This window comes from Micromonospora sp. NPDC005710 (genome assembly GCF_040630995.1).
Classification (GTDB): Bacteria; Actinomycetota; Actinomycetes; order Mycobacteriales; family Micromonosporaceae; genus Micromonospora.
The window spans coordinates 276,481-294,197 of sequence record NZ_JBEXYP010000005.1 but is presented as its reverse complement, the minus strand read 5'-3'; the positions used below and the strand labels follow the sequence as shown (position 1 = coordinate 294,197).

General features: G+C 68.5%; 15 protein-coding genes. 4 read left to right on the top strand and 11 right to left on the bottom strand.

Features of this window, described 5'->3' with window-relative positions:
• Positions 1-5: 5 nt before the first annotated feature.
• From ABZ406_RS09510 to ABZ406_RS09495, 4 genes are all read right to left on the bottom strand, one after another.
• Positions 6-902 (bottom strand): carbohydrate ABC transporter permease, encoded by an 897-nt coding sequence (locus ABZ406_RS09510; RefSeq protein WP_357757949.1) that lies wholly within the window; start codon positions 900-902, stop codon positions 6-8.
• On the bottom strand, positions 902-1,765 hold the full coding sequence (locus tag ABZ406_RS09505; protein WP_357757946.1) for a sugar ABC transporter permease: 864 nt from the start codon (positions 1,763-1,765) through the stop codon (positions 902-904). Before ABZ406_RS09505 ends, ABZ406_RS09510 begins: the two co-directional genes overlap by 1 nt.
• Before the next feature lie 116 nt (positions 1,766-1,881).
• A complete protein-coding gene (locus tag ABZ406_RS09500) occupies positions 1,882-3,186 on the bottom strand; it encodes an extracellular solute-binding protein (RefSeq protein WP_357757944.1) in 1,305 nt (434 codons plus the stop codon).
• Between the two features lie 43 nt (positions 3,187-3,229).
• Positions 3,230-5,233 carry a DUF2264 domain-containing protein gene (locus ABZ406_RS09495; RefSeq protein ID WP_357757941.1) on the bottom strand — a complete coding sequence of 668 codons (2,004 nt, stop codon included), beginning with the start codon at positions 5,231-5,233 and terminating at the stop codon, positions 3,230-3,232.
• Between the two features lie 478 nt (positions 5,234-5,711).
• Between ABZ406_RS09495 and ABZ406_RS09490 the strand changes: the two genes are divergently transcribed.
• Positions 5,712-6,851 (top strand): substrate-binding domain-containing protein, encoded by a 1,140-nt coding sequence (locus ABZ406_RS09490; RefSeq protein WP_357757938.1) that lies wholly within the window; start codon positions 5,712-5,714, stop codon positions 6,849-6,851.
• 19 nt (positions 6,852-6,870) lie between these two features.
• Here the strand turns inward: ABZ406_RS09490 and ABZ406_RS09485 are convergent, their stop codons facing one another.
• From ABZ406_RS09485 to ABZ406_RS09465, 5 genes are all read right to left on the bottom strand, one after another.
• The gene (locus ABZ406_RS09485) at positions 6,871-7,782 is read right to left on the bottom strand and encodes a serine hydrolase (RefSeq protein WP_357757935.1); all 912 of its coding nucleotides are present in this window, start codon (positions 7,780-7,782) and stop codon (positions 6,871-6,873) included.
• Positions 7,775-8,365 (bottom strand): hypothetical protein, encoded by a 591-nt coding sequence (locus ABZ406_RS09480; protein ID WP_357757932.1) that lies wholly within the window; start codon positions 8,363-8,365, stop codon positions 7,775-7,777. The genes ABZ406_RS09485 and ABZ406_RS09480 overlap by 8 nt, the downstream gene beginning before the upstream one ends.
• Before the next feature lie 176 nt (positions 8,366-8,541).
• Positions 8,542-9,042 (bottom strand): SigE family RNA polymerase sigma factor, encoded by a 501-nt coding sequence (locus ABZ406_RS09475; protein ID WP_357757929.1) that lies wholly within the window; start codon positions 9,040-9,042, stop codon positions 8,542-8,544.
• A complete protein-coding gene (locus ABZ406_RS09470) occupies positions 9,035-9,913 on the bottom strand; it encodes a hypothetical protein (protein WP_357757927.1) in 879 nt (292 codons plus the stop codon). Before ABZ406_RS09470 ends, ABZ406_RS09475 begins: the two co-directional genes overlap by 8 nt.
• A gap of 317 nt (positions 9,914-10,230) precedes the next feature.
• Positions 10,231-10,758, bottom strand: a complete 528-nt coding sequence (locus ABZ406_RS09465; RefSeq protein WP_357757925.1) for a carboxymuconolactone decarboxylase family protein — start codon at positions 10,756-10,758, stop codon at positions 10,231-10,233.
• 141 nt (positions 10,759-10,899) lie between these two features.
• Here ABZ406_RS09465 and ABZ406_RS09460 point away from each other — a divergent pair, with 141 nt between their 5' ends.
• Positions 10,900-11,883, top strand: coding sequence for a GNAT family N-acetyltransferase (locus ABZ406_RS09460; protein ID WP_357757922.1), 984 nt, complete (start codon positions 10,900-10,902; stop codon positions 11,881-11,883).
• A 19-nt stretch (positions 11,884-11,902) separates the two neighbouring features.
• Here ABZ406_RS09460 and ABZ406_RS09455 read toward each other — a convergent pair whose 3' ends face one another.
• On the bottom strand, positions 11,903-12,403 hold the full coding sequence (locus ABZ406_RS09455) for a hypothetical protein (protein ID WP_357757919.1): 501 nt from the start codon (positions 12,401-12,403) through the stop codon (positions 11,903-11,905).
• Positions 12,404-12,566: 163 nt separating this feature from the next.
• On the opposite strand from ABZ406_RS09455, the gene ABZ406_RS09450 reads away from it, so the two are divergent.
• Complete coding sequence (locus ABZ406_RS09450) at positions 12,567-13,115, top strand: GNAT family protein (RefSeq protein ID WP_357757916.1); 549 nt, start codon at positions 12,567-12,569, stop codon at positions 13,113-13,115.
• Position 13,116: 1 nt separating this feature from the next.
• Here ABZ406_RS09450 and ABZ406_RS09445 read toward each other — a convergent pair whose 3' ends face one another.
• Positions 13,117-14,646 (bottom strand): hypothetical protein, encoded by a 1,530-nt coding sequence (locus ABZ406_RS09445; protein ID WP_357757913.1) that lies wholly within the window; start codon positions 14,644-14,646, stop codon positions 13,117-13,119.
• Positions 14,647-15,106: 460 nt separating this feature from the next.
• On the opposite strand from ABZ406_RS09445, the gene ABZ406_RS09440 reads away from it, so the two are divergent.
• Entirely contained in the window at positions 15,107-17,545 is a 2,439-nt protein-coding gene (locus tag ABZ406_RS09440; protein WP_357757910.1) for a non-reducing end alpha-L-arabinofuranosidase family hydrolase, read from the top strand.
• The last annotated feature ends 172 nt before the right edge of the window (positions 17,546-17,717 follow it).

Genomic DNA, 17,717 nt, shown 5'->3' with positions numbered 1-17,717 from the left:
GGACCTCAACCCTTCAGTCCGGTCGTGGCGATGCCCTCGATGAAGTAGCGCTGGCCGAGCAGGAAGATGACGGCCACTGGCAGCACTGACAGCACGGAGCCCGTCATGATCAGCGCGTACTCGGCGTTGTACTGGGAGATGAAGGTGTTCAGCCCGAGCTGAATGGTGCGCAGCTCCGGACTGCGCAGGTAGATCAGCGGGCCGAGGTAGTCGTTCCAGGTGGTCACGAACGTCAGGAGGGCCAGGCTGGCAAGCGCCGGTCGGGACAGCGGCAGCATGATCCGTCGGTAGATGCCGAACTCGCTGAGCCCGTCCACCCGCGCCGACTCGCTCAACTCCTCGGGGATCGTCTCGTAGAACTGCTTCATCAGGAACACGCCGAACGCGCCGAACGCCTGAATCGCGACGATCGACCACAGCGTGTTCGACAACTGCAGCTTCGACATGAGGATGAACTGCGGAATCATGTACGACTGCCAGGGCACCGCGATCGTTCCGACGTACGCCAGGAAGAGCGCGTCGCGGCCGGGGAAGCGGACCCGGGCGAAGCCGTAGGCGGCGAAGCTGCCGGTCACCACCTGGAGGAGGGTGACGAGCACCGACAGCAGCAGGGTGTTCCCCAACCAGGTCGTCAGGTCCGAGCGCTGCCAGATGTCGAGGTAGTTGCGCCACACCACGGGATCGGGGAGCCAGGTGATCGGGATGGTGAAGACGTCGTTGTTGGTCTTCAACGACGCCACCACCATCCAGTAGAACGGCAGCAGCAGCCCGGCCGCCGCGAGCACGAGGGCGGCATACCCGATGAACCGCCAACTCCGGGACCGGACCGGTCGGCCGGGCGCGCTGCGGTTGTCGGGCGCCGCGAGGGCCGGGGTGGGCGCGGAGAGGTCGACCGCGGTCATCAGCTGTTCCTCCGCTTGTTGACCATGAACTGGATGACCGTGATGCTGAAGCAGATGGCGAACAGGACGACGGAGACCGCCGAGCCGTAGCCGAACTGGTTCTCCTCGAAGCTCTTCTGGTAGACGTACTGCGAGAGCACCAGTGTCGACTGGCCAGGTCCGCCGCCGGTCATCACGAGGATGAGGTCGAAGACCTTGAAGCTTTCGATGGTGAGCAGCACCGTGACGAAGAAGGTGGTGTGCCGCAGCCCGGGAAGGGTCACGTGCACGAACCGCTGCCACGGTGTGGCCCCGTCGGTCTCGGCCGCCTCGTAGAGCTGGGCCGGGATGGTCTGCAGGCCGGCCAGGAACAGCAGCATGTAGTACCCCATGTACCGCCACGTGCCGACGATGATGACCGCCGGCATCGACCAGGTCGACGACGTGGTCCAGCCCGGGCCGTTGTCCACCCCGACGGCACCGAGGAGAGCGTTGATCGGGCCGTACTCCGGGCTGAACAGCTGGTTCCACACGGTCGCGATCGCCACGATCGACGTGACGTAGGGAAAGAAGGCGACGGTGCGGAAGAACCGCACGCCACGCAGTTTGCGGTTGAGCAGCAGTGCCAGCCCGAGTGACGCCGCGAGGGTCAGCGGGATGTGGAAGGCGGTGTAGTAGACGGTGTTGCGCAGTGCGGTCCAGAAGCTCGCGTCGCCCCACATTCGCCGGAAGTTGGCGGTGCCGGTCCACTCGGCCACCCCGAAGGCGTTCCAGTTGGTGAAGGCCACGTAGAACAGCACGACGACGGGTAGCAGGGTGAGCACGGCGAAGCCGACGAAGTTGGGAAGGATGAACGACCAGCCGGCGACCGTGTTGCGCGACACCAGCCGCCGGTTCCTGGGTCTCGTGCGCGGCAATGTTGTCATAGGAAGTCTCCGGGAGCGTTCGGCATGGTGGCGGGACCGGCGTGCGGTTCAGGCGCGCCGGGCCCGCCATCAGCTCACTGGTTGAGAACCTCGTTCTTGGCGCGGGTCCGCGCCTCGCTCAGCGCCGCATCGACGCCCTTGCTGTCGGAGAGGATCGCCGAATGCGTCTCGTTGAGGAGGTTCTGCAGGCCGGCGGTGTGCTTCGACACCGGGTTCTCCGGATTGATCAGGTGCTTGGCGTAGGCGAACTTCGACAGGTCGTCCTGCGGTACACCGTCGAGCCCGAACAGCGTCGCGGTGACGGCTTCGGTGACCTGGGCCGGGGTGATGCCGATCCCGGCCAGCGCCTTGGCGGCATCCGGGCCGGCCGCGTACTGGAGGAAGGCCTTGGCCGCGGCGGTCTTGGACTTGCTGATCTTCGGGTTGATCCCCAGGCCGGTCGGATCACCGAAGGTGACAGGCGTGGCGGAGGTGCCGGTGGTGGACTTGTCGAACTGCGGCGCCGGGGCGATCCCCCACTGGAACGTGTCGGCGTCGCCGCTCTTTCGCTGGTTGAGCAGCGTGGCAACGTACCAGGTGCCCATCAGCAGCATCGCCGACTGCTGCTTGCCGAACTGCGCCTGGTAGGTGAGCTTGTTGGTCTTCGCGGTGCCGAGTGTCGGCTGCGCTCCGGCCGCCTGCAGGTCCAGTGACCGCTCGTAGTACGGCTTGAGGTAGCCGAAGTCCCCGGAGAGCAGGTCCGCGTTGGGGGTCTGGGCGAGCGCGAACCCCTGCACTGTGGACTGGAAGGTGTGCTGGTACGCGCCGGTCGCGGTCGAGCCGGCCCCCTTCAGCCCGGTGTGCAGCCGCTTCGCCGCGTCGGCGTAGTCGTCCCAGGTCCAACTGCCGTCCGGTGGCGTCACCTTCGCCTTCGCGAACAGGTCCTTGTTGTAGAACAGCACCCACGAGTCCTGCCGGTACGGCACCGCGTACGTCTTGCCATCGACCTGGTACGACGCGAGCGCCGGGACCGAGCCGAGACCGGAGGTGGCGTCGGAGACGTCGAGCAGTTGACCACCGCTCTGGTAGGTGTAGAAGTTCTTGAGGTTCTTCATGACGTAGACGTCCGGGGCGGTGCCGGCAGCCAGGTCCGTGATCATCTGGGTGTCGTAGTCGTTGCCCGAGGCGTACTCCTTGAGCGCCACCGTCACGTTCGGGTGGGTCGCCTTGAATCCGTCGGCGAGCGTCTTGAACTCGGGCGTGGACGACAGGCTCCAACCAGCCAGGGTGATCGTCACCGGGGCATTGGGGTCGACTGGCTCGTCTCCGCCCCCGCAGCCGGCGAGAACCAGCGTCAGGGCCGTCGCGGCGCTGATGACGGCCGGTATCGCACGCTTCATCCTCTCTCCTTCAGGTCAAGGGGCCCAGGTCGGGCCCGCACTGCTACCAGGACGCCGGGGTGGGCCTGGCATGCTCCGTGTCCAGACGGGTCGACGTGCTGATCCCGTCGGGCCAGTCGACCTCCAGGTGGAGGCCGCGGCCGTTCTCGTCGACAAGGGCTTGGCACGCCCGCCCGGCCGTGACCACTGACACCCTGGTCAGCTCGGTGAAGGCGGCGATCCATGCCCCCGGTCGGACGGGGTGCTCCAGCCATGGCACGACCAGCCCGCCGACCAGGGGCCCGCCGTGCGGAACGGCGGTGACGCCTGCCGTTCCGCCGCCGTGGAGGCTCTCCAGCCGGCTGGTCAGGTCGGCTCCCGTCACGACCGCCGCACCGCCCTCGGCGGTGGCCATGGCATCCCCGGCAACGGCCCAGCCGCCGATGCGGAGCCGCAGCGCAGCCGCCTCGACGCCGTCGGCGAGGTCGTCGACGCGGGTCAGCCGTAGCTCCCACGGGCCGCGTACCAGCGAATACACGGTGAGGTGCCCGGCCGGTCGGAACCGGCCCACGCGACCGCCGCCGTGATCGCGCTGACCCGGGTCCGGGTCGAGCCAGTGGGCGAGGGCACGTGACCCGGCCACGCCCACGCCGTCGGCGCCGACGTGGACGGTCAGCAGGCGCATGCCGGCGCGGTGGGTGACCCGGCCCGCGTCGTCGACGAGAGTGACGGACTGGTCGAGCGGACTGGCCCAGCCGCTGTCGACGAGGACCGGGGTGGTCGCGGTGGAGTAGCCCAGTCGGGCGTAGAGCGGGGAATCCGAGACGGTGGCACCTTCGACGGCGTGGTCGGTGCCGTGGTTGACGACGCGGACGACGCCGTCGGCGCGGGTGCCGGAGACCAGCCAGCCTGGTGCCTGTATCGCCCGTACCGAGTCGCGCTCCTCCACCGGCAACGGCTCCTCTGCGCTCGTCCACACCGGATGGTCGGCGGGTAGCGCGATGCCGAGCAGGCCCTTGCTGGCCCAGTACGGCGAGCCCGGCCCGGAGTACGACTGCGCCAGTGGCGGCCACGGCCCGTGCCAGCCGAGGGTGAGTACACCTCGTTCGTCCAGGGCGCCGTTGGCGACGAAGTGTCGCACGACGCGGGTGGCCGCGCCGCGCAGGCGGCCGAGGCTGATCGAGGGCACGCCGGCGATCGCGCCGACCCAGAACGGCGCCGCCGCAGCGAAGCGGTAGGTAAGGCTCCGCCCTTGGATCAACGGCGATCCGTCGGCACCCACGAGCGCTACCGCGTCGCTGAGGAAGCGGTCGAGGCCGTCCAGGTCCCGTTCGCGGCGCTGCTCGGCCAGGCCGGCAGCGCCGGCCATCCGAGCCCACAGCGTCGGGTACAGGTGCAGGGCCCAGCCCACATAGTGGTCGTACGCCCGCTCCGGCCCGTCGGACATCCAACCGTCGCCGCGGGCGAAGCCGTCGTGCGTGGCCAGGTCCTCGGCCATCTCGTCGAGCGAGTGCGGCCCGCCCACCGAACGCAGGAACGTCTGGACGACAAGTCGGAACCAGACCCAGTTGATCCGTGGGTACGTGTCGTCGCCGACCGCCGGACGCAGATAGTCCACCACCTGCTCGCGCACCACCGGCGCCAGCCGATCCCAGATCCACGGACGGGTCATGTCCAGGGCCAACGCGATGGAGGCGGCCTCCACCTTCGCCTGGGGGTGCTCGTCCAGACGCGTCCAACGGTCCGGAGAGTTCGGGTCGGTGCCAGCGGTGACACCCGCCGCGTACCGGTCGACGAGTTCGTCCAGGCCCACTGCCTGGGCGCCAGCGATGCGGAAACCAGCAAGCAGGAAGGTACGGGCGAAGCCCTCCAGTCCGTCGATGGCCTGCCCGTACCCTCCCTTCGGTCCGGGAAAGGTGACGAGGGCGTGTCCGGGCGACGCGAACGGTCGGGCGGCGGCGAGCATCCGGTCGGCGAGGGCCAACCAGTCATCCCGGTTCCAGGTTGTGGCGGGAGTGGCATCCGACCCCGCCTCCGGTGCCGTCCGGCCGGTAGCCCCGAACGTCATCCGAGGTCCTGTCGCATCGATCCGCCTCCGTAAAGTCTGGCGAGTGGGGCGTTGCCGATGAATATGACGCGCAGGCATCAGCAGGGTTTCCGAAGTAAAACGCTCACAACGGAACGAGTCAATGCCTCTCCCGAACCAAAGTGGACACGTCCGATCAGAAGCAGGTCTCAAAGCTCCGATATAGGTGCTGATCGACGCACTGGTTCCTGAGAAACGGTCTGATACGATCACGATCGCTCACATCCGCTCCATCAGTCCTCGGAGCCGTGGCCGCTGCGGACCGTCGGTCCGGTCGGGCTCAGCCGACCTCGGCGCCCTGCGCCACGACGATCCGCCGGATCGCGGATCCTATGCTGATCGACGTACGGGGAGACCAACTGATCCGGCTCGCGATCGACACCGCGTTCGACCCGGCCGGCGACCTCGTCCCCACCAGGCAAGGGCTTTCGCCGCACGTAGCGTTCCTCGGAGGTCCCCCATGACCAAGGACAGTCCTGTCGTCGCCGCGGCGGAGTCCTCCCGCGGGCCGCTTCAGGTCACCCGCCGCCAGCAACTGCTGGCCGCCCTGCACCGCGACGGCTCCATGCGCATCTCCGACCTGTCCCACGTGCTCGGCGCCGCACCGGTCACCATCCGGCGCGACATCGCGGAACTCGCCGCCGAAGGCTTGGTACGCCGGGTCCACGGCGGGGTCGCCCTGATCCTGCCGGACGACGTCCCGGCAGCCGACGAGGCACCCGCCGCGGAGCAGGCCCCGCTGGTGGGGCGTGCCCTCGGCATGGTCGTGCCCTCATTGGACTACTACTGGCCCGACGTGGCTCGGGGCGTGGAAAGCGCCGCCCGCGAGCTTGACATGCGGGTGATCCTGCGTGGCTCCTCCTACGACACCGATGACGACCAGCCGCAACTGGCCCGGCTCGTCAGTCGGATGAGCGTCGATGCGCTGATCATCGCGCCGAGCATGGACGCGCCCACCGCCGAACGCACAATCGAGTGGCTCGACCAGGTAGGCGTTCCGGTCGTCCTGCTGGAACGCACCGCGACGGCAGGCGACCACCACGCGGTCATGGAGTCGGTGGTCACCGACCACGCGCTCGGCGCGGCCATGGCGGTACGCCACCTCACCTCGCTCGGACACCAGAAGGTCGGCCTGGTGCTCGACGCCAACAGCCCCACCAGCCAGCACGTGCGGCGCGGCTGGCTCGATGCCACCACCGAGTGTGGCCTCGACCCGGATTCGACAGTGGTCGCCGTGGCACCCGACGCACGGTCACCAGAGCGAGACACCGTGCTCAACGACGTCCTCGACCGATGCCGGGCCACCGGGACGACGGCGCTGCTGGTGCACGCCGACGCGGAGGCGATCGCGCTGGTGCAGCACTGCGAGGAGCGACACCTGTCAGTGCCCGGCGATCTGTCCATAGTGGCCTACGACGACGAAGTCGCCGGGCTCTTCAGCCCACCGCTGACCGCGGTGCGACCGCCGCGACGCTCCATCGGACGGGCCGCCGTTCGTCTTGTCGCCGACCGGCTCGCCGACCCTGACCGGCCCACCCACCGGATCGTCATCAGCCCGTCGCTGCGGATCCGGGAGTCGACAGCGCCGCCACCGGCGTAGGTGTTCTCGGCATCCGCTCCTACGACGCACCGTCGCCGGCAGTGGCGGCGCGCAGCTCCTTGAGCACGTACGTCGCGGCCCTCTCGACGACGCGGATGCCCTCCTTCTGGCTCACGTGATGGTCGGAGAGTACGGCGATCAGCCAGTCGTGACGGGCCTCGACGATCCGTCCGATGCTGTTGACCAGCCAGCGACCATCGTCGACATCGACCGTGTCCCACCCGTTCTTGACGTAGGAAGAACGGCTGCCCGTCTCCCGCGCGGCTGTCACACCCCATCGTTGGTCGGGGATCACCTTCTGCATCAGACCCATGACGAAGGTGCGGTCCTGCGGGGTGAGCGGTCCGTCCGGCGACGTCAGCGCCGTCAGCAGACGTAGTTGGTCGGCAGCGGTGGTCGTGGTGATTCCCCAGTGCACGCTGGGCTTGGTCTCGCGCAACCCGAGCGCACGATTCGCGGCGGCGAGACCGCGTGAGCCGTCGATGCGCTGCCACAGGGCCCCCGCCGCGTCATTGTCACTGGACACGATCATGGCCTCAGCCAACCGTCGGGTGTCGGCACTCAGGGCCCTACCCGGCGGGTTCTGGCGCAGCAGAAGGGCCGCGAGAATGTTGACCTTGACGATGCTGGCGGTCTCGAACCGTCTGGTGCCGACCGTCACCGCGGCCGTTCCCTGTCGGTCGAGTGCCGCGACCGCCAGGTGGCCGTCGTACCGCTCCACGTAGGCCCTGATGCGCTTCCTCGCCTCGTCGACCCGGTCGATGGCCGGCGTGGTGGGGACCGGGCTGGCAGGGGTAGGACCGTGCGACGGGCCGTCGCCGTCGCGAGGACGCGTGGCACCGAAGGCGGCCGTCGCGACACCGGCCAGAGACACGGTGACAGCGGAGACGACCCACCGGCGCGACACCTGCCGACCGCTGCGCTCAGCCAAGGCGGGCCACCACCCTCGCCGCGATCGAGTTCACCACGGTCCTGCTGCCCGGATCGGGCAGGCGAACCGTCGAGACCGTCTCTCCTCGTTTCACGATCACGACGTACGTGACGGTGTTCGGGACGCCCGCACGCGCGATGCGACCTCGGATGAGCATTCCGGCACCCTCCAGGTAGTAAGGATCGACGACGTCGAACGAGACCTGCGATCCGAGAACCGGATAGCTCGCACACCGCAGCAGGACCCGACGAACGTCATCGATGTTGCGCTCGGCCCACCCAGGTTCGAACGTCTCGACGACGTGGTGGGCGGGCGACGAGCCGTCAGGCAGCCGGTAGTAGCGCTCCACGGCATGGCGTCGATGCGCCGTGGCCGGGTAGTCGCCGCGCCGATAGTCGGGGCAGCTGTTCTGCTCCCAGGGCCAGGGCGGCACACCGGCTCGCGCGTCGTCCACCTGCCAGTCCGCTCCCAGATCACCCGCACCCAGCAGCAGGCCCAGCTCGCCCCGGTCTGCCGTCGCGCTGTTCCGTACATCGGCGGCGACGTCGGGCTTCCGCCCATCGCACCCTGCGGCCAGCACCACCGCCGCCGACAGGACCGCCGACAGGACAACAGCCGAACCCCGACCCCCACCGCGAGGCCAGCCCCGGCATGTTGTGCTGCTCGATACGGACACCGGAAACCCTTTCCCGACACAGATACCTGCCACCGGCCCGATCCCATCCGGAACCGCCGCTCCCCCGCCGCAGACGGGACCGGTCAATGGCGTTCCTCGGCGAACAACTCGGAACGGGTCTCGCCGAGCAACTCGCGCAGGCGGTTGAGGGCGCGCATGCTCTGGCTCTTGACGACAGCGGTGGAGACACCCACGACCTCGGCAGTCGCGTCCACGCTCAGGTCGTCCCAGTAACGCAGGACGATGATCGCCCGATCCCGCAACGGCAGGGTGGCGACCGCGTCGAGCAACGTCATGCGCAACTCGGCCGGATGTTCCTCGCCCCGCTCCGGAGGCGTCGACATCGCCAACTCGCGGCTGGAGCGACGCCGCTGGAGGTCGATCATGCAGCGCAGCAGTATCTTGCGGGCGTACGCGTGGGGGTCGTCGGCCCGGCGGACCCGCCGCCAGTTGGCGTACACCTTGGCCAGCGTCGTCTGGGTGAGATCCTGGGCGAGATGCCAGTCGCGGCACATCAGGAACGCAGCGTCGCGCAGCCGGCCGGCGGCCGCCTGCGCGAACTCCACGAAGTCTTCGTCAGCCATTCGACTGGGCCAGCTTCGGGAACCTCTTGGCACCGTTGATCACGAATTCGGCCGGCAGTCTCGTCCCCCACATCGGGTTGGCGGCGACCTCGGTCGCCTCCTTCACGGTGAGGACGGGCAGCGCCGGCGTGACCCCCTTGCCGTCCCAGGCCAGACAGGTGGCGATCATCAGATCGATCTGGAGACCACCTCGGTGGTAGACGGTGACCATCTTGTCCTGCACACAGTTGTCGGCGATCTCGGTCAGCTCCACCGTCCCCGGGGCGGGGTCGCCGCCGAGCTTGTCCTGGTAGATAGAGAGTCGCACCATGCCGGGCCCTTTACCTCGGTCCAGGTAGAGCTGGACGTACGGCATGCCAGGGCCCGCCCCGCTGCTCTCCAGGCTCGCGTAACCGCTGGTCGTTCCCCTGGGCAGCAGCCGGATCAGCAGCTCCAGCGCGCCCTGCGGTGTGGTGGTCAGCAGCTTCCCCCCCGGCCCCGGGCTCATCCTCAAGGTCTCGATCACCGTGGTCGAGGGAGTTGGCGACACCAACCGACTGGGGTCTTCCTGCTGCTCCTCGTCGGTGCCCCCCTCGAACCCACCCGGGGAGCCGCTCGGGGACGACGGAGCGGTGTCGACCGCCCCGCCCGGCGCACCGACACTCGGCCCGCCGAGCTGACCGGCGTCATCCGCACCGAAGCCGAGCGGCCCGGCAATCAGGCCGATCACGAGCAGCACCGCCAACGCCGACCCGCCGGCGCCGAACTGCGCAAGGCGGCGCTGGCGGCGCAGTCGGCGGCCCTGCACCACCGACTGCTCGACCAGGTCACCCAACGGCGGAGCGGGGTGTCGGGCCAGGTCGTCCCTGAAACGCCCTCGGACGTCACCCATGTCCCGTACCCCTCCTCGGCCCGGACGCCCGTAGTGGCGATCCGTCACTGACCAGACGGGCTGGCCAGCCGATTTGGTTACCGGATTTCGGAGTGAATTTCAGCTACGGCTGCGGACTCGAGGCGATGGTTCCGGTACGTGCGCGATCATCTCCGTACCGTCATGTCCTTGGTGCCGAGGCGGGGGTCGGCGTGGAGTCGGTGGCCGCACAACCCGTACAGCATCCTAGGAGGTTAGGTTGTTTGACGGGCGGCCGTCGGCGTCGTCGAGACGTCCGTGACCGCTCTACGCCCCAAGGACGTACGGCGCCTGATCCGTCAACCGGCGGCACCGTAGACGGTGGCGCCCATCGGCTCGTCGACATCCAGGTCCGCCACCGCGGCGACCCGGGCGATCATCATGTACTGCCCGATCACCATCAGGAGTTCGACCACCTCGCGCGGGGTAAGGAGCCTTGTCAACGCGGTGACGGTCTCGTCGGACGGGCGGACGTCGCGGACGACCTCGGTAGTGAAACGCAGGACAATAAGCTGCTCCGGCGAAAAGGCGACGGCCTGGATCTCGTCGCGCCCGAGCGCGTGGATCATCTCGTCGGTGGCGCCGACCGAGCGGGCGATCGGCTCGTGCTGAACCCACTCGTACGTGACGTCGCTCAGCCGGGCAACTCGCAGGATCGCGACTTCGCGCAGCAGCGGGTCGAGGGTCAAGTCCTTGAGCAGCTTGCCTCCCCAGCCCATCCACGCCGGAAACACGGTCTCGGCGTGGGCCATGACGCGGAAAAAGCTCAGGGGAAGCGCGGCCTGCAGCGCCTCGCGGACCGAGGCGGGCGCGTCGGCTGGGTTCACGTAGGGTAGGCGACTCATAGTTCTCTGATCATAATTGGCGAGCAGGCGCATCGGGTCATATCAGACGCCGAGCTCCCCCACCCCCTCAACACTCCGGCGTGCGATTGACCTCTGTCGAACCCGTTCCTAGGCTGATCCTCGATGAGGATCACGGGGTGGAGTCGCGCCACAGCAGCCGAGGCAGCACCACTGGCAGCACTCTTTCGGCGCATCGAGGCGGTCGCACCCGTCGGCCTGGAGCAGCGCGCTGAGGACGTCCGCAATCGGCTGGCCACTCTCGGGCCGGACAACGCCGGGCGCACCCGCGTGGGCCGCGATGACACCGACACCGTCGCCGCGTACGGCGAGGTTGCCGACATGGGAACGGCTGACGACGTGCTCCGCATTCGCCTGACAAGTGCGTTCCATCCCGAGGTCGCGGACGACGTCCGCTCGGAGCTGCACCACTGGCTCATCGATCAGGCGAGGCAGTTGCGGGACGACCGAGGGTCCGTGAAGGCCGTCCTCGGCACCCGGTGCGCCGAGAACGACCGGGCCGGCCGCGAGCGGCTCATCAGTGACGGCTTCGCGGTGGTCCGGCACCAACGGGACCTCGTCCTGGCGGTGCCGGACTCGCCGCCGGCCCCCGTGCTGCCACCCGGCCTGGTGCTGACACCCGTCGACGAGCGCTACGACGAACTGGCCCGGCTCGCCCACAACGAGGCCTACGCCGACAGCTCGGCCGCGCTCCGACCAGACCGGCGCACCTGGCCCCAGCACGCCACCGCACACCCGGGGTTCCTGCCCGACCTCTCCTGCCTGTTGCTCGCCGAGACCCAGCCCAGCGACAACCCGGTGGCCGCCTTCCTCTTCGCGCTCACCGACGGCAGCACCGACACACCGACGGCGCTTCTGCACTGTCTGGGCACGCGGGCACCCTGGCGGCGCGGCGGCCTGGCCACCGCGATGATCTCGCACGTCCTGCACCAGGCGCACTCGGCCGGAATCAGACAACTACGACTCGAGGTCACCGACAGCAATCACCAGGCTCTGGCGCTCTACCGGAAACTGGGTTTCGTCGAGTCAGGCCGCGGCTTCGCGGTGTTGATGCGGCAGCTCACCCCCGAGGCCGACGAGCAACCGTAGGCGCGGACGCCGGCACGCCTCAACGTGGCGCGTCGCCTGATGTCATCGCCGCGCTCGCCGCCGATCGGCGGCCGTAGGAGATGGTCGTCCCGACCAGCAGCACCGCTCCGGCGAAGAAGTAGCTGTTGATGCCGATGCCGGTCCAGAACTCTCCGGTGGAGATGTCCGCTACCCCCACGAAGCCGCCGCGACGGATCCCGGTGACCATCAGCAGATTCTCGACCATTCCTGGAACACCCCGGACGACGAGCAGCACGCTGCCCGCCAACAGGGGCGTCAGGATCAACCCGCGGGGAACGTGTCGAGCCACCGGGCGCACTGTGGCGAGCACGACGGCTGTTCCGACTGCCGACATCGCGATGAGCACCACGTTGAAGATCACGTAGGCCCTCATACTCCAGGGGCCGTCACCCGTCGGATCGTCACCGGGGACGAACACCAGGATCACGTGGGATACCACGAAAAAGATCAACCAAGCGATGGCGCCGTACGCCCACCGGCGGCCTGTGAAAGCGGGCATACCAGCACTCTCGCCAAGCCAGCGGCGCGACGCCTCCCTCCCAGGGGTCGGTTCCGCTCCCCCGGGAGAGCGAGCCGCACCGGTGACGATCGCGGCGACCCCCCGTGACGGTGGCCGCAAACGCACCTGCGTACCGGGCGTGCGTCCACTAGCGTCCCGCCTCATGGAGAACACCACCGTCCGCACCGAACGCCTCGAGCTCCGGCCGGTGCGGGACGAGGACATCGACCGGATCCTGGAGTACCGCAATCTGCCACAGGTCACCCGGTGGCTACTCCGGACACAGGTCGACCCCGCATCCTTCCGGACGGCGTGGCAACGCGCGGCCGCAGACCCCAACGACCACAGCATGGCGGCCACGCTCGACGGAGTGGTGATCGGGACCGTCTCGCTCGACGTCGTCGACGGCATGGGTCAACCGGGCATGCCACAACGGACCGAGGGCCATCTCGGCTACATCTTTGATCCCGCCTACTGTGGAATCGGCTACGCGACCGAGGCGGTCACCGCGTTGGTGGCGCACGCGTTCGACCGGCTCGGCGTTCGGAGAATCACCGCCGGCTGCTTCGCGGACAACCTCGCCTCGGTGCGCATACTCGAGAAGGTCGGCATGCGTCGTGAGCAGCACGGCGTCGGCGATTCCTGGCACGCCGAACTGGGCTGGTTGGACGGCTACACCTACGCTCTCCTCGTCGACTCGTGGGATCGATAGGTCAGGCGGCTGTCATCCTGTCCAGGATCCGCTGCATCCGCTCGACCGTCAGGGCCGGATTGGCGGCGGCCGCCTCGGCCAGTTCAGGATCTCCGAGAAGCGCGACGATCCGCGGTGCCGGGAGGCGTGGGCAACGTGCCATCGCCCGTCTCACTGTGGCGTCCGGGTCGGTGCTCAGCCGGTCGACGAGTTCGGGGTCGGCGTGAGGGTCGAGGGCGACGAGCCGTCGTACGTCCGGGTCGGGGTCGTCGGAGAATCGAGCCAACCCGTCGGTGGGAAACTGCGGGAGTTCAGTCAACCGGTCCCGGCCGCAGCAGTGGTACTCGAGGAAGCAGCGCAGCAGGAGTGCCGGCGGCGCGCCCGGGTGGTGCTGGGCGAGCAGGACCCGTACGCCCAGATCGAGGTCGTCGGCGAGGATGGTGACGAGTTCCGCCGGCAACTCAGCGTTGCGGGCCGCTCGGCGGCGGAGCAGCGGGTTGACCGAGCGCGCCCACCGCAGCGCGTCCGCGAGTCCCGGCGCGGCGCCTTGGCGAGATGGAATGTCGCGGCAGCGCACGTCCGAGGAACCAAAGTGTCCGTCGCCCGGGACAGTCGTCACGTCGATGTCGATGCTGGCCCGCTGCGGTTCGGTGAGGCCGGGGTGGGTGGAGACCGCGGTTCGGACCTCGACCGCCGGATCGGTGGCGAGCCTGACAAGCTGCTCGCCGCTCAGGTCGACGCGGCCGGCGACTGCCTGCCGCACCGACGGGTCAGGGTGACGCAGCAGTGTCTCCACCACGTCCGGCGGGACGCTCAGGTTCTCGGCCATCACCCGCAGCGCGGCCGCGTCGCCGCTGGCGAGCACCTGACCGACAAGCGCCCGGGACAGTGGACGCCTCAGCACGTACCAGAATCTGTGCGAGTGCTGGTCCGGTAGATCCGCAGGCTCCATCACCTGCTGGCGGTGCGCGTCGGACGCCATGGCGGCTTCCCGTACCTCCGGCGCCTCATCCTTCAGCAGCGCCTGATGCGACGTCTCGTCCCGCCAGTACACGGAATTGGCCACGAATCGGCGGACCCCCGACCGCTGGTGTGTGGCGGCCAGCTGGAACAGACGCCTGTCGTTCCCCATTGCCTCGAACAGCTCGCCGATCAACTCCTCGCGGGTGAACGGCGTGTCCGAGGGTGGACCGTCGAGGTGGGTCAACAACCTGACCAGCACCTCGTCAGGCAGCGATTGCTGACCGGGCCGGCCGAACGCGCGACGTCTCATCCACCCCACCGGGTCGGCAAGCATCCGGGTACGCGCCGACGGATCGACCTGCGGGTGAGCGGCGAGCGCTCCGCGAATTCTGGGCGAGGGGTGGTGCAGCATCGCGTCCCGCACCGGCGGTGGCAGCTCGCGGCGGCGACTCAGCCCGTCGCACGCCTCCTCCGGCCACCCCTCGATGAGCCGGAGCAACACGTCGGCCGGCGCTGCCGGGTTCATCGCCAGCCCGCCCAGCAACAGTGAAGGTGTCGAACACCCATCCGACCGAGCATCACCGACCATCGACGGCACCCTACGCCCACGCCCGTCGTCGCGGCATCCACGCGTCGCCGTCGCAGCGCCGTCGGGTGTGGTCCAGCTCCGTAACAGGACCGAAACTACCGGTTGAAACTTCTGGAATTTTCTGCCAGCCTGAGAGCCATCGACAAGTGTGAACGTTAACAAGATCATTCCAGCACTGGAGGCGCCTCAGGCCACCGCCCGCCCCACCCGACTGCCAGGTGGCCGCATCCACCACCGACCGAGCCCGTCACCCACAACCACTACCCGGCGGCCGACCGGGTCCACCCGTCAGCATCCTTGAACCGCTGGCCAGCCGCCCAGCCCACTCGCGTTCGGGCGGACGCCCGACGCGGTCCAGGGCTCGCCGAGGCGAAACCACCACCGTGACCACCGTCTGTCGAACGGGGTCTCGCACCGGAACAGCAACAGCAAACCCCACCCCCACCACTGGAGGATCCGTATGGTTTCCCGGACCCGTCCCACCGGGCGCACCCGGCTACGAACGCTCACATTTTCCGGAACGGCCGCGATAATTCTGGCCCTGGTTGTGTCGCTGCTGCCCAATCTGGCCCAGGCCGCCGAGACGACCCTCGGTGCCGCCGCGGCCCAGTCCGGCAGGTACTTCGGTGCCGCCGTCGCCGCCAACAAACTCAACGACAGCGCCTACACGACGATCCTGAACCGCGAGTTCAATGCGATCACCCCTGAGAACGAAATGAAGATCGACGCGACCGAGCCGCAGCAGAACAACTTCACCTTCGGCAACGCGGACCGGATCGTGAACCACGCCATCTCCCGCGGCTGGAAGGTCCGCGGCCACACCCTGGCCTGGTACTCGCAGCAGCCGGGCTGGATGCAGAGCATGGAAGGCAGCACGCTGCGCAACGCGATGCTGAACCACGTCACCCGCGTCGCGACCTACTACCGCGGCAAGATCTACTCGTGGGACGTGGTGAACGAGGCGTTCGACGACGGCAACAGCGGCGCCCGTCGTAACTCGAACCTCCAGCGCACCGGTAACGACTGGATCGAGGCGGCCTTCCGTGCGGCCGACGCGGCGGACCCGGACGCGAAGCTCTGCTACAACGACTACAACACCGACAACTGGACCTGGGCCAAGACCCAGGCCGTGTACAACATGGTGCGCGACTTCAAGTCCCGCGGCGTGCCGATCGACTGCGTCGGTTTCCAGTCGCACTTCAACGCCAACTCGCCGTACAACAGCAACTACCGCACGACGCTGTCCAGCTTCGCCGCCCTCGGAGTGGACGTGCAGATCACCGAGTTGGACATCGAGGGCTCCGGTACGACGCAGGCCAACACCTACCGCAGTGTGGTCAACGACTGCCTGGCCGTGGCTCGCTGCAACGGGCTCACCGTGTGGGGGGTGCGCGACTGTGACTCGTGGCGCTCCAGCGGCACCCCGCTGCTCTTCGACTGCAGCGGCAACAAGAAGGCCGCGTACACGGCCACCCTGGAGGCGCTGAACAGCGCCGGCCCCGGGCCCACCCCGACGCCGACCACCCCCGGGCCCACCCCCACCGTGCCACCGGGCTCGGCCAGCGAGATCGTCGGCACGCAGTCGGGCCGCTGTGTCGACGTGCCCAACTCCGCGACCACGAACGGCACCCGGGTCCAGCTCTACGACTGCAACAGGCAGACCAACCAGGCATGGACCTACACCTCGACCAAACAACTCCAGGTGTACGGGAACATGTGCCTCGACGCCGCCGGCACCGGCAACGGCGCGGCAGTCCAGATCTACAGCTGCCACAGCCAGACCAACCAACAGTGGAACGTCAACTCCAACGGCACCATCAGTGGTGTGCAGTCCGGACGGTGCCTGGACGCCTGGAGCACCGCCAACGGCGCCCAGATCCAGCTCTACGACTGCCACGGACAGACCAACCAACAGTTCCGGCTCGCCGCCCTCGGTGGTGGCACCCAGACGCCGACGCCAACGCCGACCACGCCGCCGCCCACCGGCGGGACCTGTGACCTTCCGTCGTCGTACCGCTGGTCCTCGACGAGTGCGCTGGCGCAGCCGAGGTCCGGGTGGGTGTCGCTGAAGGACTTCACCCACGCGCCGTACAACGGCCAGCAGTTGGTCTACGCCACGACGCACGACACGGGCACCACGTGGGGCTCGATGAACTTCGGTCCCGTCTCGAACCTGAACCAGCTGGGTTCGGCATCGCAGAACCAGATGCCGTTCGCCGCGGTGGCGCCGTCGTTGTTCTACTTCGCGCCGCGCAACATCTGGGTGTTGACCTACCAGTGGGGTGGCCCCGCCTTCTCCTACCGCACGTCGACCGACCCGACGAACGTGAACAGCTGGTCCGCGGCGCAGACGCTCTTCACGGGGAGCATCTCCGACTCCGGCACCGGCCCGATCGACCAGGCGATCATCGGTGACGACCAGAACATGTACCTGTTCTTCGCCGGCGACAACGGCAGGATCTACCGGGCCAGCATGCCCATCGGCAACTTCCCGGGCAGCTTCGGGTCGAACTACACGACGATCATGACCGACTCGACCAACAACCTCTTCGAAGGGGTTCAGGTCTACAAGCTCCAGGGGCAGAGCCGTTACCTCATGCTCGTCGAGGCGATCGGCGCGAACGGGCGCTACTTCCGCTCGTTCACCGCCACCAGCCTGGGCGGTACGTGGACTCCGCAGGCCGCCAGCGAGAGCAACCCCTTCGCCGGCAAGGCCAACAGCGGCGCCACGTGGACCAACGACATCAGTCACGGCGAACTGATCCGCAGCAACGCCGATCAGACCATGACCGTCGACGCCTGCAACCTGCAACTGCTCTACCAGGGGCGTTCCCCCAGCTCCGGCGGCGACTACGGCCTCCTGCCGTACCGGCCGGGTCTGCTCACGTTGCAGCGCTGACGACCGGAGAACGCCGGGGCGGGCGGGCTCGCACCCACTGCGAGCCCGCCCGCCCCACACCACCCACCACCAGGAGGTAGCGACAGTGCGCGGACACGGACACCACCCCCCGCCCCCGGGAAACAGCGGTACTGGCCGGACGTCCCGTCCATTTCGGGGACGACTGGTCAAG